Here is a 24,062-nt window from a genome sequence, read left to right as displayed (position 1 = left end):
GAGAATTAACCATTCATTTTCGAGATAAAAAACTCTTTCTCTCACTGGATCTTTGTTTGGCCAGATCCCTACCATCGGAGGCCAATCACAGATTTATCGGTCATCCGTCGTTCCTGGTCGTTCCCTGCTCGGAGTCAGCATTGCGCCGGTACCCCCGTCATGGCGATGCTCAGGATCCGCTGGCCCGATCGCATGAACAGCTCCGGATAGGAAAATTTTGCCCGGTACTTTGCCATCAGCTCCGGAGGCAGCGAAGTAAAATCATCCTCCCCCAAACCACACACAAAGAAAGTTCCGGCAATGATGTCATAATCCTCCAGCGACCGGTTCAGCGGCAGTCCAATCAGCTTCCCTTCCTCATGACAGATCAGAGCCACCGGATCATCATACGGATACACCGCCTCGATGGGTCCCCCCACCACTGCCTGCATGGCTGCCAGTCCGCCGCTGATGCTCTGTTCATAGGGGGCCTGCCCCGGTTCAATAATCAAGATGTCCATCGTCTTCTCCTTTTATTTCCGTTTGGTGTTAGCATTCCAAAACTCGCCGGTTTTTATTCATTTTTTTCAGATTGGATGTTTCCCGATGAACTGAAACCCAAAACAAGCCAGTCGGCTGATCCTGGGGATCAGCCGACTGGCTTGCTTTATTCCTCATGATTGATGAAAGGGGGTTGAAACCACCTTTCATCGCCTGCTAAATGCGCCGCAGGTTCCTCAGGATGTCGTCGAAGGTTTTGCAGTACTTGTCTGCGCCGGTGAAATTCTCCACCTGCTTTAACCGGTCAAAGGCCGCCCCGCCGATCAGCATGGTGGGGGTCCGCGTGCCGAAGGTTTGCTTAACCTTCTCAATGATGAGCTTCACGCTGTCAATGTGAGGAGACATGGTGACGGAAAACAGGACGGCATAGGGCTTGTTTTCCCGAATTGCCTCCAGAATGCTGTCGGTGGGAATGTTGTGGCCCAGAAACAGGATCCGGTAACCTTCTTCCTCCAGCCGGTCTGTAATCATCCGGATTCCGATGGTGTGGAGCTCCGCCCCGGGCACAATGGCCAGGATCAGCCGGCTGCCGGATCGCTCCTGAATCCGCCGGCTCTTGATCAGGGTCAGGTTCTCCAGCGTCATCTCCGAGATAAAATGCTCCTTCCAGACCGGCAGTTCCCCCCGGTCCCACAGCCGGCCGACTTCTTTCAGAGATCGGCTGATCCACTGTTCATGGATCGCCTGGGTGCTCAGCCCCTGGTCGAGCAGGCTGGCAATGATCATCCGGATTCTTGGCTTATCGCAGCGCAGCAGGCTGGACATGTAGTCATCGAATCCGATGGGCTGAGCCGGATGCTCCGGGACACTCTCCGCCGCTGGGGCAGTGACTGCCCGCCCCAGCAGATAATCTACGCTGACCCCGAAGAGGTCACCGATTTCCTTCAGTTTGTCCAGATCAGGCAGACGGGTGCCGTTTTCATAGTTTGCCACGGTCGTCTGACCGATGCCCAGGGACTCAGCGACGGTTTTCTGAGTCCAGCCTTTTTCTTTTCGTACTTCTTTCAGGCGGGTTGAAAATATCTGATTCATCGCATACTCCTGTGGTTCTGATTGTTTATCTGTTTCTGTTCGTTGTATAATACTACCAATTGTAAAATAACTATTTCTCAGATTCTTTATCTAAATTAAACCACATATCGTGTTACTAAACAAGATTTAACTCGTTATGAATTATTATTATTACATTTTGTGTTATACTGAGCCTGAGAAACGAAACCAGAGAACGCGTCAGACCAGCCCTGCGACTGGCGAGAACCGCTCATTATCATAAAAAAGAGGTGTACTAATGAATCGTTATTTAAATGACCTCCTCCGCATCCTGGAGACCGAGGACCGCCTGGACGCGCTCCGCTTCATTCTGGACCTGATGGACCGGGACAATCTGTCCGTTCAGGAAATTCATGAAGAGCTGCTCACCCCGGCCCTGAACAGCATGGTTCCCTCCGGAGATATCAATATGGACATCTGGAAAGAACATGTACGAACATCAATCATTAAATCCGTCATCGAAAATCTCCTGCCCTATGTCGCCAGGGAGCGCGCCGCGGTTTCGACGCCCAAGGGGAAAACCGTTGCCGTGCTCTGCCCGCCTGAGGAATATCACGATGTAGGCGCCCGAATGGCCGCGGATATCCTGACCATCCACGGCTATGAAACGATCTTTGTCGGCGGCAACACCCCCCTGCGGGTGTTTGAAGCCGGATTGGCCACCCTGCCCATCGACTATGTGGCGATCAGCATTTCCAATCCCTACCATCTGGTATCTGCCCGCAACATCATTGAAGGCATTCGATCCAAGTCACCGAGTGTGCGCATCATTGTGGGCGGCAATGCCATCGAGAAGCTGGGCGAACGGGCCGAAGTCCTGAAAGCGGATCGCTTCGTGCATTCCCTGAATGATCTGAAAGACCTGGAAGGAGGTGTCAGCCATGAGTCTCGCGTTTAGCATCGCGCTGCGCTTCTTAAAGTCGAGCAAAGGTCAGACCCTGCTCATCGCGCTGGGCATCGCCATTGGCGTATCGGTTCAGATCTTTATCGGATCCCTGATCCAGGGACTCCAGATTGATCTGGTGGATACGACCATCGGCCGCCAGCCCCAGGTTACACTGGCCTCCAATACCGACGACAAGCTGATTGAAAACTACCAGCCCATTCTGGATGATGTCGCCGCCAATTATCCCGGGGTCAAACATGTCTCCCCGGCAGCCGACGGTCCCGCGCTCTTTACCATTGACGAAGAAAACTACAGCGTGCTCGTGCGCGGGCTGTCCTTCGAACAAGCCGACGGCATCTATCAGATCACAGCCAGCCTGAAAGAAGGCTCTCTTCCAGTCCAGGGGGACGAAGTCATGATCGGACTGGACCTGGCGAAGGAAACCGGCCTGGCCATCGGCGATACCGTTGAAGTCCTGGTGGGATCTCCTGAAAAGTCCACGATGAAGATTACCGGACTGTTTGACCTGGGTGTTTCCAGCCTGAACAAATCCTGGGTACTGACCACACTGGCCACCGCCCAGAACCTGTTTGATTATGGCGACCGGCTCACCGGCATCGAAATGCAGGTGGAGGATGTGTTTGCGGCGGATACCATCGCTCAGTCCATCCAGAAGAATCAGAGGGAAACCATTGAGACCGAGAACTGGAAGGATCAGAATGCCTCGCTCCTGTCCGGCTTGAACGGCCAGAGCGTATCCAGCCTCATGATCCAGGTCTTTGTCATGATCTCCGTCCTGCTGGGCATCGCCAGCGTACTGGCCATAACCGTTGTCCAGAAATCCCGTCAGATCGGCATTTTAAAAGCCATGGGCATACAAGACGGATCCGCCAGCCGGATCTTCCTGTTCCAGGGACTGATGCTGGGTCTGGCCGGCGCCATCCTGGGCATCCTCCTTGGTCTGGGACTGGCTTATGCCTTTACCCGGTTCGCGGTCAATCCCGATGGCACCCCGGTCGTCCCTCTCTTCATCGATCCCCGCTTCATTGCCCTGTCGGCCGGCTTTGCCGTACTGGTCTCCACCCTGGCTGCCCTCATTCCGGCACGCAAGTCCTCCCAGCTGAATCCAATCGAGGTGATCCGCAATGCCTAATGTCATCGAACTGAAAAAAATCAACAAAATATACGGCTCCGGCCCCTATCAGACCCACGTGCTGCACGATTTGGATCTGAACATCGCGCAAGGCTCCTTTACCTCCATCATCGGCCAGTCCGGCAGCGGCAAGAGCACCCTGCTCAACATTGTCGGCACCCTGGATCAGCCCAGCACCGGCGAAGTCTATATCAACGGCCGCCGGACCGACCAGATGAAAAAAAAGGAACTGGCCGTGCTGCGAAATGAAACCCTGGGCTTCATTTTCCAGTTTCACTACCTGCTGCCTGAGTTTACCGCCATGGAGAATGTGCTGATGCCCTACCGCATCCGCAGCGGAAAAGTTCCGCCGGCCGATCTGGCCCGAGCTCATGACATCATGGATCTGGTGGGACTGAGCAAGGTCAAAGACAACCTGGCCACCAAAATGTCCGGCGGGCAGCAGCAGCGTACCGCCATTGCCCGGGCTCTGATGAACCAGCCCAAGATTATTCTGGCCGATGAACCCACCGGTAATCTGGATTCCGATACCACCGAAACCATCTACGAGCTCCTGCGTGAAATCAACGCAAAGCTTGACACCACTTTTGTCATCATCACCCATGACCGGCGCATCGCCGAAAAAGCCGACCGGATCATTGAAATCAGGGACGGACGGATTGCCCTGGACGTGTAGGAGGCAGCCATGATTCATGACACCCGGATTCAACCGCTGAATGACCAGGTCATTCGATCCGACGGCAACTACGTCCTGTACTGGATGCAGGCCTCCCAGCGGACCCGCTGGAATCACGCCCTGGAATTCGCCATTCGCGAGGCCAACCGGCTGGGGCTTCCGCTGGTCACCGGTTTCGGCCTGACCGATGCGTATCCCGAGGCGAACCGGCGCCATTACACCTTTATGGAAGAGGGACTTTTGGACATAGCCGACGCGCTGGCCAGACGCTCCATTCCTTTCCTGATCCGAGCGGCCTCGCCGGAACAGGCGGCCATTGACTGGTCCGGTCAGGCCGCCCTGCTCGTCACCGACCGCGGTTACCAGAAGCATGAAGTCGCCTGGCGGGAAACCGCCGCCCAGTCTGTTTCCTGTGCCATGATTCAGGTGGAGACCAATGTGGTGGTTCCGATGGAGACCGTCTCGGCCAAGGAAGAATACGCCGCGGCCACCATCCGGCGCAAAATCGAACGGCTCCTGCCCGAGTATGGTTTGTCGCTGGATGAGACAGCCCTTCAGACTCAGGCCTTGCCGGCTCACCTGGAGCCCTGGCGGGCAACCCCTGAATCCATCCGCTCTCTGTTCAAAAACCTCCGGGTGGATGAGAGCGTACCTGCAGTGTCTCTGTTCTACTCCGGCGGCGAGCGCGAAGCTTCCCGTCTCTTGGAGGAATTCATCGAACAGCGCCTCGACGGCTATGCCGAGCTGCGCAACGATCCGGCCCGGCACCATACGTCCAACCTGTCACCCTACCTGCACTTTGGCCAGATCTCCCCCCTGGAGATCTACCTGGCATTGACCAGCCTGCACTCGGAAGATAAGCGCTCCTTTCTCGATGAACTCATCGTCCGGCGCGAGCTCTCCATGAACTTTGTCCGCTACAATCCCCATTACGATACCTATGATGCCATCGGCTCCTTTGCCCGCCTCACCCTGGACCAGCATGCCCTGGATCCCCGCCCCGTCCTCTACTCGCTGGAAGAGCTGGAGCAGGCCAAAACCCACGATCCCTACTGGAATGCAGCCCAGCTGGAAATGACCCTGACCGGCAAAATGAGCGGCTATCTTCGAATGTATTGGGGCAAAAAAGTCCTGGAATGGTCGCCTTCCCCGGCCCAGGCCTACCACCGGCTGGTACTGCTCAACAACAAATACAGCCTGGACGGCCGGGATCCCAACGGCTACGCTGGCATTGCCTGGTGCTTCGGCAAGCACGACCGGGCCTGGTCGGAACGCCCCATCTTCGGCAAAGTCCGCTACATGAACGACAAAGGGTTGGAGCGCAAGTTCCGCATCGGCGACTATGTCCGGCAAATAGAGGCTATCCAGTCCCGCCTGCGCGAACCGGATCGATCCCGGCCTTAGGCGATGTAACACGGGGACCAGGCCGGCCACGGCGCCATCGGACGGACCCCGGCCGACCGGAATGAAAGCTCCTCATTGATTCCGGCCCCGGCACTTAAATCCGTTCCATAGAATAGCCCCGCAAACCAATGAACGTTCCCAGGATTCACTGCCTGCCCCGCGAGACACTGCTTTCCTCCGGACTCATCAGAACAAAGCAGTCACTTCTTCCTTATTCTTCTTGATTCCAGGAGCGACACCCCCATTTTAATCCCCCGTGAAATCCCCCGTGAAGTCCTCCGGCAAAACCAGGAAATCACGGGGGCTTTTGTCATTTCCCATTCAATCCTTCATAAAGGATTGGTAAAGAACTGGAGCTTAGATTATCAAATCTCTATATTTGCGAAGGTTGGTCGATAATTGCCGGTTTATTATTGGAATGATAACGTTTTTATGATAGACTATTATCTCGTCTTTGACACTTAATTGAGCAAAAAACTCTGTAGAGTGGCTTTAGAAGCCATTCTACAGAGTTTTTCTATTTGTCTTTTTTGCGTAATTTCTTGCCTTCTTTGACTTGCTTAAAAATATTTCTCATCATTTTCGAGCTGATGATTTCCCGATCTGTGTGAATACCAGCGACTTCATGGAGTTGGTCTGTCAGATCCGTTCTGGTGTAAGCCGGAATATATCCCTTGTTTCCCAATTTTCGAAAGCTCATTCCTCTCAATGTGCTTATGATCTCACTTTCCGTGTATTCTTCACCCAAGTTTAGCTCCAGGATCCGAAAGATCAGCAGTGACAGGAAACAGGTTAGGAAATGCGCATGAATCCGATCCTTATTCCGCAAGTAGACCGGTCGCGCTTTGAACTCGCTTTTCAGAGTCCGGAAGCATGCCTCAATCCTCCAGCGCTGTTTGTTGATGGCCAGAATTTGTTCAACCTCACCATCCACATTCGTGCAGACCGCATAGAAACCATCGTACCGGGCTTCTTCGGCAATCTTATCTGCATTGATTTGGAGGAGTTCTTTTTCAGCCACTTCTCCTTCCGATGTGCAGTGGGTCGATTCAATGAAGCGTTTAGGATCATTCGACCGTTTGCGATTCATCTTAGAAGGAGAAGTGGCCAGCTTCTCAGCCCGCAAGACCTGCTGGTCCCGAATGTTCTTTTGGTAGTGCTTGTATTTGGGGGAATAGGTCACGACCAGATGCTGTTCCAATCCATTTTCCTTGATCCAGCGCTCCTTGAAGTAGATCCGGTTGTTTCTGGGGCTGTCATGGATCTTTCGGATATCGATCTTGGCATCTATGCCCGAGAGGCTCCAGCCGCTCGGATCCAGCGCCCAGCTTTTCAGATGGTCCCTAAGCTGCTTGATGGACTGGGTTACCACATAGGCTCTGTCCTGAATGGCATTAAATTTACGATTGCTGATACTACCCAAGCCGGCATCCGTGCATACAATAAATTTCGAGAGCACAAAGTCTTTGATGATTCGCTTTTCTAAGGGTTTGAGCGTAGGTTGCTCATTCTGATTCCCCGGGTTGATGGAGAAAGCCAGCGGCAGGCCACTGCCGTCCATAAAAAGTCCCATCTGGACAAGGGGCGAGGGCTGATGTTGTTTTGATTGGCCATACTTTCTCAGATCATCCTCCTGCTCGATTTCAAAGAAATAGTTCGTGCAGTCATAGTAGAGAACCTTGGTATTGCGATCCACCGCCTTGAGGCTGTTTCGATAGACCTGAGTTTCGATGTCGCTGCTGTGAGCAGCTAGAAGACTCAGGGCACGATACACTTGGTGGAGTTCAAAATCCGGCCCTTCCAGGTATTGTTTCGAGCACTCATAGGATGAGTGCTTTGAGGAAGGGTTAAGAATTCGGGTATAGAGCAATCGAGAAAGAATCGCGTCGAGATTATATTCGATTTTATGTTCCAGAGCAATGGACTGAGCGATCTTATGCAGTCCGAGCAGATGGTAGATCTGTTCGAGAAAAAGGTATCCCCCCTGGAAGCTGTTGACCTCATTTTTGGGAATTTGCCTAGCACTGGAGAATTTCTGGATTATCGTTTCTTCGCCCAGTTTCTTGGCTTCCCGCAGAGACTGAACGTACTCCTTTGCCCATACAATGGGATCCTGACCCTGTAATTTTTCCTGGAGTTCTGAAATGGTACCTAAGGATTCGACAACGACGGAGGTTCTTTTATTGCCCACAGTGACATCATCGATGACATAGAGGGACTGGGCATTCTTGGATTTGGAAATGCTTAATCTCATAATTTCTCACCCCTTATATCATAACACATTACGAAACATTACGCAATAAAAAGACGGTCGAATTTGACTCAAAAAAATAAAAAAACCCTTGATATCAGGGCATTTCGAAGTTCATTCAGTTGGAGCAAGTGTCAAACTCCCGACTGGAGCTTAGATTATCAAATCTCTATATTTGCGAAGGTTGGTCGATAATTGCCGGTTTATTATTGGAATGATAACGTTTTTATGATAGACTATTATCAAATAATGAGATCATTATCATTGTCTGAACGCTGTTTGAGGAGGGAATGCAATGAAACGCGCCTTACTGCCCTTGCTGTTGATCTCCGCCCTTTTGACTGGCACCGGCTGTACCGCGAAAACGGAATATCTGTCGGCCAAGGACTGGGAATCAAAGCATCCGGACATCCATGCTTCCTACCTGGAAAATAAGGAAATGGAAGCGACAACCTACGGCGGATCGATCCAGGTGGATTATCTGGAAAAGTATCCTTACCTGAAGACCCTGTATGAGGGGTACGGCTTCAGCATCGAATATCTCCGGGCCAGAGGACATGTCTACGCTCTGGAGGATGTCATGGGCACCGAACGGCCCAAGCCGGGAGCCAGCTGCCTGTCCTGCAAAACCAGTGATTTTCTGAAACATCTGGAGGAAAACGGGGTCAAGGGCAATGCCATGAAGTTCGAGGATGTTGCCAAAGCGGAAATGGAGACCATCAGCTGCTATGACTGTCACAAGAACGAGCCCGGTACACTCCACGTGACCCGGGAACATCTCAATGTCGCACTCAAGGGAATCAACAAGGAATTCAAGCCGGCGGAACTGGCCTGTGCTCAATGCCATGTGGAATACTATCTGGAACCGGAAAACAAGGCGGTGGTCATGCCCAGCGTGAACGGCCAGACACCGGAGGCAATGCTGGCTTACTATGACCAGGCCAAATACTCGGACTGGGTACACCCGCGCAGCGGAACGCCGCTGGTGAAAGTCCAGCATCCGGAATGGGAAACCTTCCAGGACAGCCTCCATGACAAGATGGGATTAAGCTGTACCGACTGCCACATGCCGGACGCAAAGAAGGCCGACGGCTCGGTATTTCCCTCGCATCACTGGACCAGCCCGCTTAAAACCATCGAAGCCTCCTGCCTGCTTTGCCACAAAGACGATACGGCAGACAGCCTGAAGCAAAAAGTCGAAACGCTGCAGGGCGGAGTGGAAACTCAGATGAACGCAACGGCAGAACGGATTGTCATCCTGATCAATGAACTGGATGCCGCCACGAAAGCCGGCAAAGCCGAAGCAACCCTGACCCAGGCCCGGGAGAAACACCGCCAGGCTCAATGGTATTGGGATTTTGTCTTTGTTGAGAACAGCGAAGGCTTCCACAACAACGCCTTGTCCAAACGCCTGCTGGATCAAGCTGCCACAGTGACAGAGGAAGCCCTGGCACTGCTCAAATGATCTGCCGCATCGTCCGGGGCTCCGATTGTAAGGAGCCCCTTCTTAATTAGGAGGTTCCCTTGAAACTGCATCCCGTTTTTCGCAAACTGACCCGCCTGGTATCCTCCATGAAATTCGGCATGATTCTGCTGTCTTTCCTGGCGCTTTTCTCCATCACCGGCACGGTGCTGCCCCAGGGCCGGCCGGAAAGTTACTACAGGTCAGCCTATCCCGCCTGGACCGGTCTGATCCGGATCTTCCATCTGGACCGGGTGTTCACCTCCTGGTGGTTTGTCCTGCTGGTGGCTCTGCTGGCTCTGAACCTGACGTTCTGCAGCCTGCGCAGCCTGCCCAGCCTGCTGCATCGGATGAAAAGCTGGCGCAGTGCCGATCAGATCCGGGCCCACCCGCCGGAATACCGCCGCAGCCTGCCCGACAATCTGTCCATGGAAGAAGCCTTCCGCCTGACGGGGTTTACAGTTCAAAAGTCCGCTGACGGCCTGTTCCGGGCCAGACGTCATAACATCGGCTGGCTTGGCTCCTGGCTAACCCATGTCGGCATTCTGCTGATCATCATCTTCTATGTCTTTGGCAAATGGTTCGGGTTTGAGACCATGGTCTACGGAATTCCCGGTTCCTCCGCACCGGTCCTGGAGACGGGCTATACCGTTCGGTTTGATGACTTTGACATCCTCTACCGCGAGGATTATTCCGTCCACCAGTACCTGACCGACGCCGCGATTCTCGACTCAGCCGGCCAGATCGTCCGGAAGGGTGTGCTTCAGGTCAACCAGCCGATGACCGGTCCCGGGTTTGACCTGTTCCAGTCCGGAACCGGCTGGGCACTGACTGCCCGGCTGGAAAAAGACGGACAGGAACTCTCCCATCGGACCCTGTTCCAGTCCGAGGCGTATGCCCAGGACGGGGAAGACATTGTGCTTCAGTTTATGGACTTTTATCCTGATTTTATCCTGCGGGAGGGTCACCCGTACACGAGGAGCCCGTTCCCTCAAAACCCCCGAATCCTCTATGCCATCTATCACAAGGGACAGCAGGTTCAGATGGATCTCGCCGTGCCGGGAACTCCCCTGCGCTTTCTGAATTACACCTTCCATCTGGAATCCCCCCGGCTCTTCACCGTGCTTCAGGCTGTCTCAGATCCCGGGATCCCCGGAGTCCTGGCAGGCGGTCTCCTCCTGCTGGCCGGCATTTTTCTGAGCTTTTACTGGATCCCCCAGGAATTTTACGGAGTCACCGAGAACTCCGGAGCATCCTGGATCACCGCGACCACCCGCCGCAATCAGGCTCTGTTTTATGAAGAGCTTGACCGCAGGCTCAAGATCAACCCATCAGGAGGAACCAACGTATGATGCTGCCGCTGCTTGAAATGGAAAATATCCTGTTCTACGGATCGTTTTCACTCTATGTCCTGGGCATGGTCCTGTTCTTCGCGTTCCTGATCGGAAAGAAAGAAGGCGCCGGACTCTGGGCCACCCGAGCCATGTGGGCCGCATTCGCCTGCCATAGTCTGGCACTGGCAGCCCGGGGCCTGGGAGCCGGCCGAGTTCCCCTGTCAAATCAGTATGAGTTTGCCACCAGTTTCGCCTGGGGCATCGCCCTCTTATTCCTGATCTTCGAGCGTCGCTTCCACTTCAAGGCCATGGGAGCTTTTGTAGCCCCGGTGGTCATCATCGTAATCGGTTATGCCGCCATGCAGAACAAGGATGTGCGCCCCCTGATGCCGGCGCTGCAAAGTGCCTGGCTCGTATTTCATGTCGCCACCGCCGTCATCAGCTACGGCGCGTTCGGGGTTGCCTTCGGCATTTCCGCCATGTACCTGATCCGGGGCCGAATGAAAGAGGATGACTTCATTGCAAAGCATGTGCCCAATCTGGAGATGCTTGACTTGATCAGTTATCGGGCGGTGGCCTTTGGCTATCTGTTCCTCACTCTGGTCATGATCACCGGCGCAATCTGGGCTCAGAAGGCCTGGGCTCGCTACTGGGCCTGGGATCCCAAGGAAACCTGGTCCTTCATCACCTGGATTATCTACTCCATCTACCTGCACATGCGCGTAGTCAAAGGCTGGCGCGGCAAAAAAGCCGCCTGGTTCGCCCTCATCGGCTTTCTCTGCGTGCTGTTCACCTACATCGGAGTCAACACCCTGCTGCCCAGCATCCACAGCTACGCCGGGGCAGTGTCCACCATCCTGTAATCCTTCGTTCCGCTCAAACCGCCCTGCAACGCAACGCGCCTCCGGCAGAAAATCTGCCGGAGGCGCGTTGCGTTCTATTGATTCAGGTTGCGGAATTTATACCAGAGACTGGTTCATGAACCAGATTTGCTTGTCATATCCGGCTACATGATCTTCCATCAGGTTCACCCAGGCAAATTCATCCTTTTCATCTGCCTCGGACCGGATCTTCAGAGCCAGCTCTCTCATATGCTCCAGGTAGTTCTTGGCTTCCTTAAGAGCTTCTTCAATGGAATAGGCCCGAACTTCCAGTTCCTTCATGTCCGTATCGGCCATGTATTCCTTGATTGAAGCGGTTGGCATCTTGCCGTCCATCTTCATGCGCTCTGCCACTTCGTCATATTTCGCGAATGCGTCGTCGTACAGGAATTCCAGATATTCATGAATCTGCTTGAACGCCTTTCCTTCTACATTCCAGTGCAGGTTGTGCAGCATGACATTTCCGACCATTAAATTAGCTAAATACGTTTTTCTCATTTCATACCTCCGATGGTTGATTGAATGGTTTGATTCCATTTTCAGGCTATGCGCCTGTTTTTTCCTACAACTCTATTTTAGACTGATTCAATTTTTAAAGCAATTAATGAATGGTAAACTTCTCGGAATATTTCATTTACAATTGTAACAACCCTTGATATGGGGCGATTTCCTACCCCTTTCAGATCGCCGGGCATTTCCCGATTGCTTCGTGTATAATGAGGACAAACCCCTTCAGCTTTGGATTCCGGGCAGCTGTCATCTGGCTTAAAGTCCTGTCATTGATCCAACTTGAGGACACCCCTTCTTCGGTTGCCCGGGGCTCCAGCCATGGACCGACTGCATCCAAATCCACATTCTACTGAAAAAGGAGAGATCCCATGAATCCGTCATTTCCCGCCATCGATGCGATCCGGCAGCGCACCAGTGTCCGCAACTATTCCGACCAAGTGGTCGAGGCTGAGAAACACCATGCCCTCCGGGACTTTGCGCAATCCCTGGACAATCCCTTCCACCATCCCATTCAGTTTCACTTTCTGGATCTGACCGCCTCCTCCGAGGGAGAAAAACTGGGTACCTATGGAGTGATCCAGGGAGCCCGGCATTATCTCGGAGCGACTTTGACCGAGGGGCCCCATGCCATGCTGGCTCTGGGCTATGAAATGGAACTGGCGATTCTCTACCTGACTCATCTTGGTCTTGGAACCTGCTGGCTGGGCGGAACGTTTGACCGAAAAGGCTTTGCTCAGGCCATGGCCATTGCCCCCGGAGAATCCTTTCCCATTATTACCCCTTATGGGTATGCCGCAGCGAAAAAACACCTGAAGGAACGGGCGATGCGGAAAGTCATCCAGGCAGATCAGCGCAAACCCTGGGAACAGCTGTTTTTTCAGGACAACTTCCAGACACCGCTGACGAAAGAAGCAGCGGGAGCATATTCCGTTCCCCTGGAGATGGTTCGCTTGGGACCATCCGCTTCCAATAAGCAGCCCTGGCGAGTATTGCTCCATGAAACTACATTCCATTTCTATGAGTCAGAAGCTGTCGGATACAGCGCCGCTTTCCCTTATGACATTCAGGAAGTTGATCTGGGAATTGCCGCCCCCACTTCCATTGCTCGGCTCTTGAGCTCGGCCTGCCTGGAACGATCACGCTCTCACCACCCGACCTTCCCTGTCCGGACCCCATGATTTACCGGTTCAGCTGGCGTCCTGACCGAGATGAGGCTAATTAGTCCAGTCTTGGATCCGTTCATGACATTTCGTGGTATTTTTTGAAATCCGGCTGCTGCCGCTCGCGGTTTATTCGTTGTATGATACAATTAATTAATGAATCCGTCGACTGAACCAACCGAAGAGCAGTCCAGAAATCTGCGGAACAAGCACCCGAGGAAACAGCTAAGATTTGGCCGAAGAGGCAATTGAGGAGCTGCCAACAATCGGTCCATCAATCGGCTGCCTATTTCAGCGATTGGTTCAGTCACAATCCAACCAGGCAGGAGATGAAATAAATGGCGAGTGTTGAAATCAACCGCCCCGCTCCGGACTTTGAACTGACAGACTATCAGGGAAATTTGTTCAGACTGTCAGCGCTTCAGGGAAAAAACAATGTTCTGATCGTACTCAACCGCGGGTTTGTCTGACCGTTCTGCCAGCGGCATATGATGCAGTTGCATCAAGATCTGGATCAGTTTACCTCACGGGATACCGTTGTTGTTACCATTGGGCCGGAATCACAGGATAAATTCCGGGAATACTTTGAAAAGAACCAGCTTGGCTTTGTCGGCCTGCCCGACCCCACTCAGCAGGTTCTGAAACTGTACGGGCAAAAGGTCAATTTATTCAAATTAGGCAGAATGCCAGCTCAAATGATCATCGACAAACAGGGCCAGCTGCGCTTTGTCCACTATGGTCATTCCATGCAGGATATTCCGGACAACGCCGAAATTCTGGCCCTCATCGATCAGCTGACTTAAGTGTGCGCTGTGAATTGGAAATCGTGACTATTGTTATCACAGAAAAAGAGGTGATAGCGAGTCTACTAAAAAATCAACACCATGTGATTACCGACCTACGGTAAAGGTGATTCCCATTCAACATCCTGGCGCAAGAACAGGTAATACCCTGACCGCCTGATTCCAAACCCCGAGCCTGATGATGCCAAACCAATCAAGCTTACAATACGATCAGGATCTGATCAACGAGCAGAGAGCTTCTCTGCTTTTTTTCACTGGAACAATTGCTGACCCCTTATCCCTTGAAGACACCTGAAGACACTTGAAGACATCTGAAGACACTTGAAGACACTTGAAGACGCTGAAAGACCCCGCAAGTCTTTCGGAGAAAAAATTCAGCCCTGAGCTATCCGGTCGCCGTCCATGAAACCTGGATGAGCGGACCTCCAACTGATGACCGGGACCCAGCCGTCAGGCTGAATGAAGCACCCTGGCTCGATCACAGGTTCCTCGAAACTCCACTCCTGGAAATGCAAAAAAACAGATTGACAGATATATCGCCATGCGATATATTGAAATCAGATGATACATCGCTTGACGATATATCGAGAGGAGAGTGATGGAATGCCGCTGACCGAATCCACCTATTATATTCTGCTGGCACTGGCAAGACCGAATCATGGTTACGGCATCATGCAGCTGGTAGAAGAAATGACTGCCGGGCGGGTCATCCTGGGAGCAGGAACACTGTACGGCGCGTTGAACACCTTGCTGGAAAAGCAATGGATTCGTCTGGTCCGGGAAGAGGAAGAATCCCGGAAAAAGAAGGAATATGTTCTGACGCTGATGGGAGAAGCCATCCTGCGACAGGAAATGGAACGATTGGAAGAATTGCTTAAAAATGGAAAGAAGGTGCTGATGCAACATGGTCAAATTCAGACTCTACTATGATAAGGATAAAGAAGAGGTCTTCCTGAACTCAATGGCCAATCAGGGGTGGTGCATGGAGCGGTTTATTCTCGGCTTCTACCGCTTTCGCCCCTGTGAAAAAGGCGAATATACTTACCGCATTGATCTGACCAACGACAAATCCGCAGCGGCACTGCGGGATCTGTTTGAACTGATTCAGGATTCCGGTGGCGAAGTCGTTCAAACCTGGGGGGGTATGGACGATCTTCCGCAAACGGGGTTCTTTTGAACTCTATACCGACCCGCAAAGCAAAATCAGCCACTACACCAGAATCCGCAACCTGTTTTTCATTCTGGCACTGGCGGAAACAGCCATCACCGTTTCCAACCTGATGTCTGCCGGACGCACTCAGTTCCCACTGATTCCCGGCTTGCTGCTCGGCCTGATCAGCATCGTTTTCTGGGTTCAGACCGTGCTGTCTCAGCATAAGATCAATCAGATCAAGTCTGCCTTATAGGCTTCCCCGCCCCAGAAAGAGCCTTGTCCGATCCTTCCGGTTCTCTATTTCATCCAGCTGAAGCAAAAAGCCTGCCGCGTCGGCAGGCTTTTTGCTGTATTTACTCGCTTGAAACTATTCAGAAAGTCCAGCATCTGGTCGTTGTTTGATCGTTAGAGCATTTCAAGGAACGCCGCGACTCGTGTCTCGAGCTGCCCGGTATCTTGGGTGGAGTAGTCTGTCTCGATCTTCATAAACGGAATTCCGCTCCGCTTCATTGCCTGCTCCATCGAGTAGGATTCGATATTAAAGGTATGGCAGGCCTGGAGAATGACATCGATGACCCCGTCAGCCTGGTATTTTTTTACCATTTCCAGGGTATTGTCCATCCGCTGGGTATTGGGTGTCATGACGGAGCAGTGCACATCCAGATAATGGTCGGCGATGGCCTGGCGAATATCCTGAGCTGATTCATCAATCAGCTGGCGATTCGTCCGCTCCCCGGAACAGTCATCCAGACACACGATGACCCCTCCGTTTCTCTCGACCAGTTCCCCAACCTTTTGGATTAATCCGCCAGTGGGACAGCCGGTCAGCAGAATGCGCCGGGATCCCTTTGGCACCGCCGATGACGTCTGATCGAGCCGTTCCTGAATCAGCGCCTTCATCCGGCTGGTGTATTCTGCCGGGTGAAAGCTGAACCCTCCGGAATGCAGGGTGACCATCATTTCCACCCCGGTCAGAGCGGGTGGATGGGACTGCTGGAGGTCAAACAGGGCACATTTTGTCCGGCGCAGCTCATTTCTGACGCGAGATGCTTCCCTCAGCTTCTCGTCGGTGATCTGCACCCCAAAGGTTTGTTCGAGGTATCCGGCCAGTCGGTCAATCTCCTCGCGCCAGATCTTGCGGGCGTACGGGCGATCCTGCCCCTGAGGGAGATGCAGAACATAAGTGGGTTTGATGGCGTTGAGCAGTTCATACATTTTTTTCTTGCCGTCACAGGTAGTCTCGCCGATGATCAGGTCCGAAAAATAGGTAAAGGGACATTTATCGGCAACCGCAAACCCATAAGTTGACTTAATCAGGGGGCACAAATTCTTCGGAAGAACCGTTTCCGCCGCCGGAATGGTTTCATTGCTGGTTCCGCACAGGCTGATGGGGCTGAAACCAGCGGCATCCAGAATCTCCATTGGTGTATAGGTGCAAAGACACCCGGCGATTCTTCCTCCCCTCTCCTTAAATTCCTTGGCGGTTAAAAAGGCCTGTTTTCTTTTCTCGTCATACTCCTCAAAGTTGACCGGCAGGCGGGTCAAGTTTTCATTCATAGCTGCGCTCCCCTTTCGATCTCGCTTCCCTCAGGTTCCAAATGTTCGTTGAATCGTTCCAGATCCGACAGCAGCTGCTGATTTAACCGGGCAAACTCCGACAGTGACCGATTCCGCGGCCTGGGAATATCAACCGTCAGATCCCGTTCGATGAATCCCTGACGCCGGCTCATCAGGATGATCCGGTCGGCCAGATAAATCGCTTCATCCACACTGTGCGTCACAAACACAATGGTCTTGCGATGAGTTTCCCAAAGGTTCAGCAGCTCTTTCTGCAGTTGAATCCGGGTATAGGCGTCCAGCGCGCCGAAGGGTTCATCCATCAGCAGAACATCCGGATCATTGGCCAGTGATCGGGCAATGGCTACCCGCTGCTGCATGCCGCCGGACAGTTCATGGGGATAAGAGGCGCGAAACTTGTTTAAACCGACCATTTCCAGGTACTCCTCGACAATGGCTTTCTTCCGGGCTTTATCGGTCCGCTGGAACGCAAGGCCCAGCCCGATGTTGTCTTCCACATTCAGCCAGGGCATGAGCGAGTAGTTCTGGAATACCATTCCAATATTCCGTCCGGGTTTCTGGTAGGGTTGATCGCGATAGAAAACACTTCCTCTGGTGGCAGGTTCAAGACCGGCCATAATGCGCAGCAGGGTGGATTTTCCGCACCCCGAAGGACCTACCAGGCAGACAAATTCATTCTCCCGAATGTCCAGCTGAATGTCCTTCAAAACCTCAAGGGATTTGACGTCCCCCCGGGACTGGTATGTTTTATGAATATGATCCAAAGCAATGACAGTTTTCATATACGTTCGGCTCAAGCGCTCTGCCTTGACCCCCGGACGGAATCAATTCCGCTGCCAGGAGCGGCATGCGTTCTTCAGCCTGTCTCCCTTCAAGATTAATCAATATTCTGATCCGGATTCTTCACCCTGAGGCTGGCCGTGTTGCAGCCGGTTGCTCTTAGCGAACTCTGTTTTCCCAGGAAAAGTACCGTTTCATAATGACCCGAAACACCAGATCCAGAAAAGCCCCAATCGCCCCGATGCAGATGATTCCGGTAATTACCAGGTCCATTCGTGCCAGTTCATAGGCATGCGTGATCAGATAGCCTACCCCGCTCATGCTTCCCGGAAGCATTTCGGCTGCCACCAGACAGACCCAGGCAGAGGTCAGCCCCATACGCAGGCCGTTCAAAATGGTGGGACCTGCCGCCGGCATCAGGACATGAAAGAAAATATCCTTCTGTGATGCGCCGAGCACGCGGGCGCTCTCGACCAGCACCGTCCGGACATTGCTGACGCCAAACATGGCATTCCCCCAGATCGGGAAGAAAGACCCCAGGGCGATCAGAAAGATCATGGAGAGCTTAAAGTTATCAAGCAAAGCATAGGTCGCCCCGTAGGGAATCCGGAAAATTCCTGCCAGACTGCTGATTCCAAACCAGCCCAGGACCAGCGGCATCCAGGCAATGGACGGAATTGGCTTGAACAGAGTAATAAAGTTTTCAAACAGATCCCGCACTGGTTTGAAATAGCCCATGAGCAACCCCAGGGGCAGCGCGATCAGCGCACCCAGCAGATAGCCGATGAATACTCGAACCATGCTGTATGCAATATTTTTGGGGATACTGCCAATTCCGATGAAATTATCAAAGGCATTGGTAAAATTATGAAATACGGTGCCGACCGTCGGCAGGATGGCCTGATTCCCGATGCTTCGGGCAGACAGTTCCCATCCTGCCAGGAAGATCACCGGAAAAATCAGTGACAGGACATTCAGGCGGATCTTTTTCATCTTCATGCGTATAAAAGGTGCTTTCGGATTTCTCGGAAAGCACCGTCTCCTTTCATCGGATTGCCAGACGGACCATTTATTTTACAAAAGAGAAATCGAACACGCTCTTCATGACGACATCCATGGGCTGATCCTTCAGCCGGCCGGTAAACTTGCCGATCTCCGACATGGCCTCATAGTAGGTATGCATGCCATTGGTGAAATGCTCCGTAATGGTGGTTTGATACGTCGTGTCGTTCTTCATCAGAACTGCCTTGTCCAGGCCGATGAATTCTGTCATCAGGTCAGCGGTTTCTTCCCGATGCGTCTGGGCATACTCACTCACATCCTTGGTTACCTGTACCATAGCGGCTACGACCTCAGGATATTTGGTCTTGACCGAATTCATGACATTCATGGTGCAGCATGGGAAATCGACCCATTTGCCTTCCGGCAGCTGATCTAGACGGGCGATGATTTTTCCGATGTTCTGAGCCTCGGCATTTTGCGGATTGGGTACCGGACCTGCCCAGATCTCCACCTGACCGGAGCTCATGGACGGAATCAGGTTGCTGATGCCCTTCAAGTCAGTCAGAACAACATCTGCTTCATAGTCTGCGGTATTTTCTGTTACCTTCAAGCCGGCATCCCGAAGTGCGTATTCCAATACAATCCGAGGGCTGCTGATGGCCGAGTGATATCCGCCGCGAATCGGCTTCTCGCTTGTTTTAGCATATTCAACCAATTCTTCAAACGTATTGTAGGGTGCATTGGCAGCCGCTACGATGGCAACTCCGCCGCTTTGAATGGGACACAGAACACTGACATCGACGCCGGAATCATAGGCGGTCATGATGGCTGTGCTCGAGCAGTAGGCCAGATCCATATGACCCTGTGACATCATCGTGACACTTTCGGCAGCGCCTTTGGAGTGGATAAAATTAATATTTGCAATCACTTCACCGTCTTTGATTAATTCAAGCTGCTTGTCGTTCAATGGCTTTAAGTGGATTGCGCGATCCGCAAACAACTCAGGCTTCAGAAAATTCAAATGCATGTTTCCGGTATGCAGTTCATTGCTCCAGCCTACATTCAGAGTCGGAACCTCTTTCTTCACAGCTGCAGTCGTCTGCCCCGCTTCGGTATTTCCGGCTGGTGCAGCTTTGGTGCCGCAGGCGCTCAGCAGCAGCGTTGACGCAAGTCCAATGGTCAGTAATAGATTTCTCTTTTTCATCTCTATCCCTCTCTCATTTTGTTAAAAATATGTTTAGTACGGTCACATATTATCACGCACCTCACAATTAAGTCAATTATATAAAATTTTCTATCTTTTCTGAATTGACTTATCATGATACAATATTTAACAATATATTCAATATACGCAATTATTATTAACCATTCTTCTTTAATAACTGATCCTGATTAATTTTTAATACTTCCCCATTTTAACATTTCACAAACGGGCGTAATTACAACGCCAAAGATACTATTTCCCTTCAGAACTCTGACTTCTGTTATTCATTGGGGTTCTTCGTCTCAGGCCTCTTCCTTCTCATGGCTCATGACGCTCATGGCTCATGACGCTTATGGCTCATGACGCTTATGGCTCTTAGGTCATGGCTCTTAGCTCGCACAATCGAACTATACTCCAGACAGAATAAAAAACCGCCGAATCCGGCGGTTTTTACTCTGTGGTTATTATCAACTCTTTTGATTAGTCATCCTGACGGTCATCATCGTCATCGTCATGGTCATCATCGTCATCGTCATGGTCATCATCGTCATCGTCATGGTCATCATCATCGTCATGGTCGTCGTCATGGTCATCACCGTCATGGTCATCATCATAGGTAATCCGATCGACATCCACTTCGATGATTTTTCCAGTATAGGCATTGATCGAAATGTCATACTCATTCCCATTGGCCTGAATCTCGACTTCATAGTGATTGTCATCCAGCTCCAGTTCGGTTACTGTTCCGCTGATTCGGTTCAAAGCAATCTTTCGGGCTTCGTCCCTGGTTATTCTGCTGCGCGTTTCCGTCACCTGAGGCTTTGCTGGTGCGGAAGCTTTCTGAACGACCATTTTCGATTCGGTGAATTTCTCGATTTGTCCCGTGTAGATGTTGATTTCAAGATCATATTCCTTGCCATCGGCGCGAATTTCGACTTCATAGCGGTGATCGTCCAGTTCCATTTCCACAATGGTTCCATTCACTTTTGCCAAAGCGATCTGGCGGGCTTCCTCCCGTGTGATCCGCTGCTTTGCTGCCGCTTCAGTCTTATCATTAGCAATGCTGACTGCCGGCTTTGTTGCCGTCACTTTTTTGGATTCGACTCGAAGCACGTCTCCGGTATAGGCATCAATCTTTAATTCGAATTCTTTTCCATCAAAAAGAATTTCAACCTCATACCATTTAGAATCGTCCAGCTCCAGCTCAGTGATGGTGCCGTTATACCTCGCCAGTGCAATTTCGCGGACCTGCTCTCTGCTCAGACGGGTCTTTGCCGCAACCGCTGCTTCTGATCCGGCACTCCGTACAACATCAGATGTCTGAGTGATCGTCTGCTCCGGAATCACCGACAGCTTATCCTTGGAACTTGCCAGTGTCAGAACATCCGGCAGGAAACCTGCAACCAGAGCTGCCAGCAGCAGGATCGGCGTCATCATCATTAGCTTCTTAAGTATCTTATTCATTAGATATCCCTCCCAGGTATTTGATTTGTTACCTGGTTAACTCCGGAGCATCTCATTTTATTGCATCAGATCCAAAACTTTTTTTCTTACCGCTGAGTCCCCATCTTTTTTCTAATCCTCATTGTCATCGTCGTCGTCGTCGTCGTTGTGGTCATTGTCGTCATCGTCGTTGTCGTCGTCGACGTCATCGTCGTTGTCGTCGTTGTCGTCATCGTCGTTGTCGTCGTTGTCGTCATCATCGTCGTCATACAGGTCATCATCATCGATTTCGTCAAAATCCTGACTTTCAAACAGTTGATGAAGATCCACATTAAGTGCTTTCGCCATCTTGACCAGATCATGGACCGACATGTCCTTCAGTACCCCGGGCTGCAGCTTTGGCGCCTGCTCGATCAGCTTGCGGATCAAGGTAGCCTTGCCTTCTGAATCATCGAGTTCATCCAGGATCTCCTCATCCAGTGATTGGATCTCCTGAACCAGAACAACCGGCTTGATCTGCTTACCCTGCAGATGCTGATGGATGAGCTGATCCAGCTTCTGCTTCTGCTCCCTGGCCACGCCTTCCCGGCGGTTGTATACGGACAGCAAAATATATTTCTCGGTCTGCGTCAGATATTTTTTTTCCAGCAGCTGATCCATCAGCTCGCCCGTCACTTCCTCCAGGGATTTCCCCCGATATTCAATGCCTTGGACAATTTGCGCGGCATCCGGATTGATGCCTTCCATTCGGATAACCTGTTCCATTTTATTAGTAGTTACCACAATGCTGGGATTGATGTCATAGTATACCTGACTGTCTGCCCAGACATACTGGCTCTGCCACTGAAAGATCAGTCCGATCATCGCGGCGGAAGCCAGTGTAAACGGAATCAGCCGCTTCAAAGCGGATCCTTTGCGGACTTGCCTTGTGATGTCATCATGTGCTGTCATTTTTTCTACCGGACGCTGCCGGAGCTCATCCAGGACATTGATCGGAGCTTGATCAACCGTCTCTTTAAGTCGTTTGAGTATTTCTTTTTCCGTCATGATCTGACCCCCTTCTCCTCCAGATAAGTTCTCAGTTTTTCCAGTGCCCGGCGATATTTGGACAGTGTTGTCGACAGCTTCAGTCCCAGACTGTCGGCAATTTCCTGATGCTTCATGCCGGATACTGCATGCAGCATCACGATTTCCCGCTCTTCCTCCGTCAGCCGCTTCAGAACCGTTTCCAGGACAAGCTTGTCTTCGGCATCCGTGACATAGGAGAAGCGCTGATCATTGGCAATCAGCTCGGGCTCGAGCTGAATCACCCGGCTCTCTTTGCGGTATTTACTGTAATACAGGTTCTTGGCAATCGTAAACAGCCAGGCCAGGGGTTTCCCCATAGGCTGGTAGAGATGCGCCGCCGACATAACCTTCAGATAGGTATCCTGCAGCAGTTCCACCGCAGCATCATGATCTCTGGTCAGCGACACATTGAAGGCGTACAGGGTCCGCTCGGTCTGGTGATACAGCTGATCCAGCGCGCCCATGTCATTCTGTCCGATCCGCCGGAACAGATCTTCATCGATATCAATGGGAGGATCCCTTTGGATCCGGACTGGCTCCGGGGCCAGAACAAAAGTAAACAAAAGCATGGCATAACTCCTTCTGAACGGATAACGCATGAGTTCATCATTTTATTGCACTGTAGCAAAAATTCCTTGTGGTGTCACCTGACCGGACGTTCTTCGCGCAAAAACTGTCTGATATGACAAAAAAACTGTATGGCCGGTGAAATGCAGCCGCAGGAAATATGATAGGATAAAGCATATTGATTCTTCAAGGATGGTACAACATGTATATCGGTGAAATCGCCGCGCTTCTGACCGCGGCCTGTTGGGTAGGGTCCTCGCTCTCGTTTGAATATGCCGGCAAGCGGGTGGGATCCCTGGTATTGAATCTGATGCGGCTGGTTTTGTCTTTTGTGATCATTTCAGTCATCAACCTGATCATTACCGGGGGATACCAAAACATTAACATGACCCCGCAAAGCTTTGGCATTCTGTTTATTTCCGGGCTGATCGGCTTTGTTCTGGGGGATGTGTTCCTGTTCCAGGCCTTCATCGAAATCGGCGCCCGCATCTCCATGCTGATCATGGCGCTGGCACCCCCTCTGACCGCCATCCTGAGCTACTTGTTCCTGGGCGAAACCCTCGGACTCATGCAGGTCATCGGCATGCTGGTCACGGTACTGGGCATCGCCATCGTCATTCTGGGACGAGGGGACCAAGGAAAAAAACTCGTGGTGAAACATTCCTGGAAAGGACTGATCTTCGCGTTTCTCGGAGCTGTCGGTCAGGCGCTGGGCCTGATTTTTTCCAAAATGGGTGTCCGCGACCTCAATCCCTTTGTTGCCACCCAGGTACGGATCTTCGCCGGAATCCTCGGGTTCATCATCGTTCTGACCCTCTACAAGAAATGGGAAGCCTTCTTTCAGACACTGCGCCTGCGCCATGTCATGGGCCGAATCACCATCGGCTCGATCTTCGGTCCGGTACTGGGCGTATCCCTCTCCCTCATGGCCGTCAAGCACACGTCGACTGCCATTGCCTCCACTCTGATGGGACTGACGCCCATTCTGATCATTCCCATCTCGGTCTTTATTCTCAAGGAAAAGATCAAACTTAACGAAATCATCGGAGCCCTGGTCGGTGTCCTCGGCGTCGCCATCCTGTTTCTGGTGTAATGAGCATGGAACCTCCGATTTGCGGAAGGAAGCCCCCTGGTTCGCCGCAGTCAAAGAAGAGACC

Annotated in this window: 24 protein-coding genes and 1 pseudogene; 14 read left to right on the top strand and 11 right to left on the bottom strand. The window is 52.0% G+C overall.

Annotated elements, in window-relative coordinates; all coding sequences use genetic code 11:
* Window positions 1-134 precede the first annotated feature (134 nt).
* Together P6M73_RS02775 and P6M73_RS02770 are read right to left on the bottom strand one after the other, a co-directional pair.
* The gene (locus P6M73_RS02775; protein WP_277854629.1) at window positions 135-500 is read right to left on the bottom strand and encodes a DUF3846 domain-containing protein; all 366 of its coding nucleotides are present in this window, start codon (window positions 498-500) and stop codon (window positions 135-137) included.
* Between the two features lie 196 nt (window positions 501-696).
* Window positions 697-1,572: a helix-turn-helix domain-containing protein gene (locus P6M73_RS02770; RefSeq protein WP_277854628.1), complete on the bottom strand. Its 876-nt coding sequence runs from the start codon at window positions 1,570-1,572 to the stop codon at window positions 697-699.
* A 256-nt stretch (window positions 1,573-1,828) separates the two neighbouring features.
* Between P6M73_RS02770 and P6M73_RS02765 the strand changes: the two genes are divergently transcribed.
* The 4 genes from P6M73_RS02765 to P6M73_RS02750 are packed head-to-tail and all read left to right on the top strand — an operon-like array spanning window position 1,829 to window position 5,709.
* Window positions 1,829-2,488, top strand: coding sequence for a cobalamin B12-binding domain-containing protein (locus P6M73_RS02765; protein ID WP_277854627.1), 660 nt, complete (start codon window positions 1,829-1,831; stop codon window positions 2,486-2,488).
* Window positions 2,472-3,629, top strand: a complete 1,158-nt coding sequence (locus tag P6M73_RS02760) for an ABC transporter permease (protein WP_277854626.1) — start codon at window positions 2,472-2,474, stop codon at window positions 3,627-3,629. Before P6M73_RS02765 ends, P6M73_RS02760 begins: the two co-directional genes overlap by 17 nt.
* Window positions 3,622-4,305 carry an ABC transporter ATP-binding protein gene (locus tag P6M73_RS02755; RefSeq protein WP_277854625.1) on the top strand — a complete coding sequence of 228 codons (684 nt, stop codon included), beginning with the start codon at window positions 3,622-3,624 and terminating at the stop codon, window positions 4,303-4,305. The genes P6M73_RS02760 and P6M73_RS02755 overlap by 8 nt, the downstream gene beginning before the upstream one ends.
* 9 nt (window positions 4,306-4,314) lie before the next feature.
* A complete protein-coding gene (locus P6M73_RS02750) occupies window positions 4,315-5,709 on the top strand; it encodes a deoxyribodipyrimidine photo-lyase (protein ID WP_277854624.1) in 1,395 nt (464 codons plus the stop codon).
* Between the two features lie 517 nt (window positions 5,710-6,226).
* On the opposite strand, the gene P6M73_RS02745 is transcribed toward P6M73_RS02750, so the two are convergent.
* Window positions 6,227-7,963 (bottom strand): IS1634 family transposase, encoded by a 1,737-nt coding sequence (locus P6M73_RS02745; protein WP_277854623.1) that lies wholly within the window; start codon window positions 7,961-7,963, stop codon window positions 6,227-6,229.
* A gap of 292 nt (window positions 7,964-8,255) precedes the next feature.
* Here P6M73_RS02745 and P6M73_RS02740 point away from each other — a divergent pair, with 292 nt between their 5' ends.
* From P6M73_RS02740 to ccsB, 3 genes are read left to right on the top strand one after another with little or no spacing between them, the layout of a single operon-like run.
* On the top strand, window positions 8,256-9,425 hold the full coding sequence (locus P6M73_RS02740; RefSeq protein WP_277854622.1) for an ammonia-forming cytochrome c nitrite reductase subunit c552: 1,170 nt from the start codon (window positions 8,256-8,258) through the stop codon (window positions 9,423-9,425).
* A 59-nt stretch (window positions 9,426-9,484) separates the two neighbouring features.
* Complete coding sequence (locus tag P6M73_RS02735; RefSeq protein WP_277854621.1) at window positions 9,485-10,774, top strand: cytochrome c biogenesis ResB family protein; 1,290 nt, start codon at window positions 9,485-9,487, stop codon at window positions 10,772-10,774.
* Window positions 10,771-11,619 carry a c-type cytochrome biogenesis protein CcsB gene (gene ccsB, locus P6M73_RS02730; RefSeq protein WP_277854620.1) on the top strand — a complete coding sequence of 283 codons (849 nt, stop codon included), beginning with the start codon at window positions 10,771-10,773 and terminating at the stop codon, window positions 11,617-11,619. The genes P6M73_RS02735 and ccsB overlap by 4 nt, the downstream gene beginning before the upstream one ends.
* Before the next feature lie 96 nt (window positions 11,620-11,715).
* On the opposite strand, the gene P6M73_RS02725 is transcribed toward ccsB, so the two are convergent.
* Entirely contained in the window at window positions 11,716-12,135 is a 420-nt protein-coding gene (locus P6M73_RS02725; protein WP_277854619.1) for a Dps family protein, read from the bottom strand.
* A gap of 380 nt (window positions 12,136-12,515) precedes the next feature.
* Between P6M73_RS02725 and P6M73_RS02720 the strand changes: the two genes are divergently transcribed.
* The 6 genes and pseudogenes from P6M73_RS02720 to P6M73_RS02700 all read left to right on the top strand — a co-directional run bounded on the left by P6M73_RS02720 (window position 12,516) and on the right by P6M73_RS02700 (window position 15,516).
* Entirely contained in the window at window positions 12,516-13,325 is an 810-nt protein-coding gene (locus tag P6M73_RS02720) for a nitroreductase family protein (protein ID WP_277854618.1), read from the top strand.
* A gap of 320 nt (window positions 13,326-13,645) precedes the next feature.
* Window positions 13,646-13,777 (top strand): hypothetical protein, encoded by a 132-nt coding sequence (locus P6M73_RS16810; RefSeq protein WP_347276311.1) that lies wholly within the window; start codon window positions 13,646-13,648, stop codon window positions 13,775-13,777.
* 12 nt (window positions 13,778-13,789) lie between these two features.
* A pseudogene (locus P6M73_RS02715) lies at window positions 13,790-14,110 on the top strand (peroxiredoxin family protein); the annotation flags it as partial.
* 603 nt (window positions 14,111-14,713) lie between these two features.
* A complete protein-coding gene (locus P6M73_RS02710) occupies window positions 14,714-15,040 on the top strand; it encodes a PadR family transcriptional regulator (protein WP_277854616.1) in 327 nt (108 codons plus the stop codon).
* Window positions 15,015-15,287 (top strand): DUF2812 domain-containing protein, encoded by a 273-nt coding sequence (locus P6M73_RS02705; protein ID WP_277854615.1) that lies wholly within the window; start codon window positions 15,015-15,017, stop codon window positions 15,285-15,287. The genes P6M73_RS02710 and P6M73_RS02705 overlap by 26 nt, the downstream gene beginning before the upstream one ends.
* The gene (locus P6M73_RS02700) at window positions 15,226-15,516 is read left to right on the top strand and encodes a hypothetical protein (protein WP_277854614.1); all 291 of its coding nucleotides are present in this window, start codon (window positions 15,226-15,228) and stop codon (window positions 15,514-15,516) included. The genes P6M73_RS02705 and P6M73_RS02700 overlap by 62 nt, the downstream gene beginning before the upstream one ends.
* A 152-nt stretch (window positions 15,517-15,668) precedes the next feature.
* Here P6M73_RS02700 and P6M73_RS02695 read toward each other — a convergent pair whose 3' ends face one another.
* The 7 genes from P6M73_RS02695 to P6M73_RS02665 form a co-directional block, all read right to left on the bottom strand.
* Window positions 15,669-16,820: a double-cubane-cluster-containing anaerobic reductase gene (locus tag P6M73_RS02695; RefSeq protein ID WP_277854613.1), complete on the bottom strand. Its 1,152-nt coding sequence runs from the start codon at window positions 16,818-16,820 to the stop codon at window positions 15,669-15,671.
* Window positions 16,817-17,638, bottom strand: a complete 822-nt coding sequence (locus P6M73_RS02690; protein WP_277854612.1) for an ABC transporter ATP-binding protein — start codon at window positions 17,636-17,638, stop codon at window positions 16,817-16,819. The genes P6M73_RS02695 and P6M73_RS02690 overlap by 4 nt, the downstream gene beginning before the upstream one ends.
* Before the next feature lie 142 nt (window positions 17,639-17,780).
* Window positions 17,781-18,614: an ABC transporter permease gene (locus tag P6M73_RS02685; protein WP_277854611.1), complete on the bottom strand. Its 834-nt coding sequence runs from the start codon at window positions 18,612-18,614 to the stop codon at window positions 17,781-17,783.
* Window positions 18,615-18,690: 76 nt separating this feature from the next.
* Window positions 18,691-19,827 carry an ABC transporter substrate-binding protein gene (locus P6M73_RS02680; protein WP_277854610.1) on the bottom strand — a complete coding sequence of 379 codons (1,137 nt, stop codon included), beginning with the start codon at window positions 19,825-19,827 and terminating at the stop codon, window positions 18,691-18,693.
* 480 nt (window positions 19,828-20,307) lie between these two features.
* Window positions 20,308-21,291, bottom strand: a complete 984-nt coding sequence (locus tag P6M73_RS02675) for a PepSY domain-containing protein (protein WP_277854609.1) — start codon at window positions 21,289-21,291, stop codon at window positions 20,308-20,310.
* A 111-nt stretch (window positions 21,292-21,402) separates the two neighbouring features.
* Window positions 21,403-22,317, bottom strand: a complete 915-nt coding sequence (locus tag P6M73_RS02670; RefSeq protein WP_277854608.1) for an anti-sigma-I factor RsgI family protein — start codon at window positions 22,315-22,317, stop codon at window positions 21,403-21,405.
* On the bottom strand, window positions 22,314-22,907 hold the full coding sequence (locus P6M73_RS02665) for an RNA polymerase sigma factor (protein WP_277854607.1): 594 nt from the start codon (window positions 22,905-22,907) through the stop codon (window positions 22,314-22,316). The genes P6M73_RS02670 and P6M73_RS02665 overlap by 4 nt, the downstream gene beginning before the upstream one ends.
* 200 nt (window positions 22,908-23,107) lie before the next feature.
* Here P6M73_RS02665 and P6M73_RS02660 point away from each other — a divergent pair, with 200 nt between their 5' ends.
* Complete coding sequence (locus tag P6M73_RS02660) at window positions 23,108-23,998, top strand: DMT family transporter (RefSeq protein ID WP_277854606.1); 891 nt, start codon at window positions 23,108-23,110, stop codon at window positions 23,996-23,998.
* The last annotated feature ends 64 nt before the right edge of the window (window positions 23,999-24,062 follow it).

This window comes from Anaerococcoides asporogena (assembly GCF_029590275.1).
Lineage (GTDB): Bacteria > Bacillota > Clostridia > Clostridiales > Clostridiaceae > JG1575.
The sequence above is the reverse complement of the archived record's forward strand: the minus strand, read 5'-3'. Positions and strand labels throughout refer to the sequence as shown.

Excerpts from the sequence above, each read along its gene's own strand:
- P6M73_RS02775 (WP_277854629.1), bottom strand. The coding sequence starts at position 500 with ATGGACATCTTGATTATTGAACCGGGGCAGGCCCCCTATGAACAGAGC.
- P6M73_RS02770 (WP_277854628.1), bottom strand. The coding sequence starts at position 1,572 with ATGAATCAGATATTTTCAACCCGCCTGAAAGAAGTACGAAAAGAAAAA.
- P6M73_RS02765 (WP_277854627.1), top strand. The coding sequence starts at position 1,829 with ATGAATCGTTATTTAAATGACCTCCTCCGCATCCTGGAGACCGAGGAC.
- P6M73_RS02760 (WP_277854626.1), top strand. The coding sequence starts at position 2,472 with ATGAGTCTCGCGTTTAGCATCGCGCTGCGCTTCTTAAAGTCGAGCAAA.
- P6M73_RS02755 (WP_277854625.1), top strand. The coding sequence starts at position 3,622 with ATGCCTAATGTCATCGAACTGAAAAAAATCAACAAAATATACGGCTCC.
- P6M73_RS02750 (WP_277854624.1), top strand. The coding sequence starts at position 4,315 with ATGATTCATGACACCCGGATTCAACCGCTGAATGACCAGGTCATTCGA.
- P6M73_RS02745 (WP_277854623.1), bottom strand. The coding sequence starts at position 7,963 with ATGAGATTAAGCATTTCCAAATCCAAGAATGCCCAGTCCCTCTATGTC.
- P6M73_RS02740 (WP_277854622.1), top strand. The coding sequence starts at position 8,256 with ATGAAACGCGCCTTACTGCCCTTGCTGTTGATCTCCGCCCTTTTGACT.
- ccsB (WP_277854620.1), top strand. The coding sequence starts at position 10,771 with ATGATGCTGCCGCTGCTTGAAATGGAAAATATCCTGTTCTACGGATCG.
- P6M73_RS02725 (WP_277854619.1), bottom strand. The coding sequence starts at position 12,135 with ATGAGAAAAACGTATTTAGCTAATTTAATGGTCGGAAATGTCATGCTG.
- P6M73_RS02720 (WP_277854618.1), top strand. The coding sequence starts at position 12,516 with ATGAATCCGTCATTTCCCGCCATCGATGCGATCCGGCAGCGCACCAGT.
- P6M73_RS16810 (WP_347276311.1), top strand. The coding sequence starts at position 13,646 with ATGGCGAGTGTTGAAATCAACCGCCCCGCTCCGGACTTTGAACTGACA.
- P6M73_RS02710 (WP_277854616.1), top strand. The coding sequence starts at position 14,714 with ATGCCGCTGACCGAATCCACCTATTATATTCTGCTGGCACTGGCAAGA.
- P6M73_RS02705 (WP_277854615.1), top strand. The coding sequence starts at position 15,015 with ATGGTCAAATTCAGACTCTACTATGATAAGGATAAAGAAGAGGTCTTC.
- P6M73_RS02695 (WP_277854613.1), bottom strand. The coding sequence starts at position 16,820 with ATGAATGAAAACTTGACCCGCCTGCCGGTCAACTTTGAGGAGTATGAC.
- P6M73_RS02685 (WP_277854611.1), bottom strand. The coding sequence starts at position 18,614 with ATGAAAAAGATCCGCCTGAATGTCCTGTCACTGATTTTTCCGGTGATC.
- P6M73_RS02680 (WP_277854610.1), bottom strand. The coding sequence starts at position 19,827 with ATGAAAAAGAGAAATCTATTACTGACCATTGGACTTGCGTCAACGCTG.
- P6M73_RS02675 (WP_277854609.1), bottom strand. The coding sequence starts at position 21,291 with ATGAATAAGATACTTAAGAAGCTAATGATGATGACGCCGATCCTGCTG.
- P6M73_RS02670 (WP_277854608.1), bottom strand. The coding sequence starts at position 22,317 with ATGACGGAAAAAGAAATACTCAAACGACTTAAAGAGACGGTTGATCAA.
- P6M73_RS02665 (WP_277854607.1), bottom strand. The coding sequence starts at position 22,907 with ATGCTTTTGTTTACTTTTGTTCTGGCCCCGGAGCCAGTCCGGATCCAA.
- P6M73_RS02660 (WP_277854606.1), top strand. The coding sequence starts at position 23,108 with ATGTATATCGGTGAAATCGCCGCGCTTCTGACCGCGGCCTGTTGGGTA.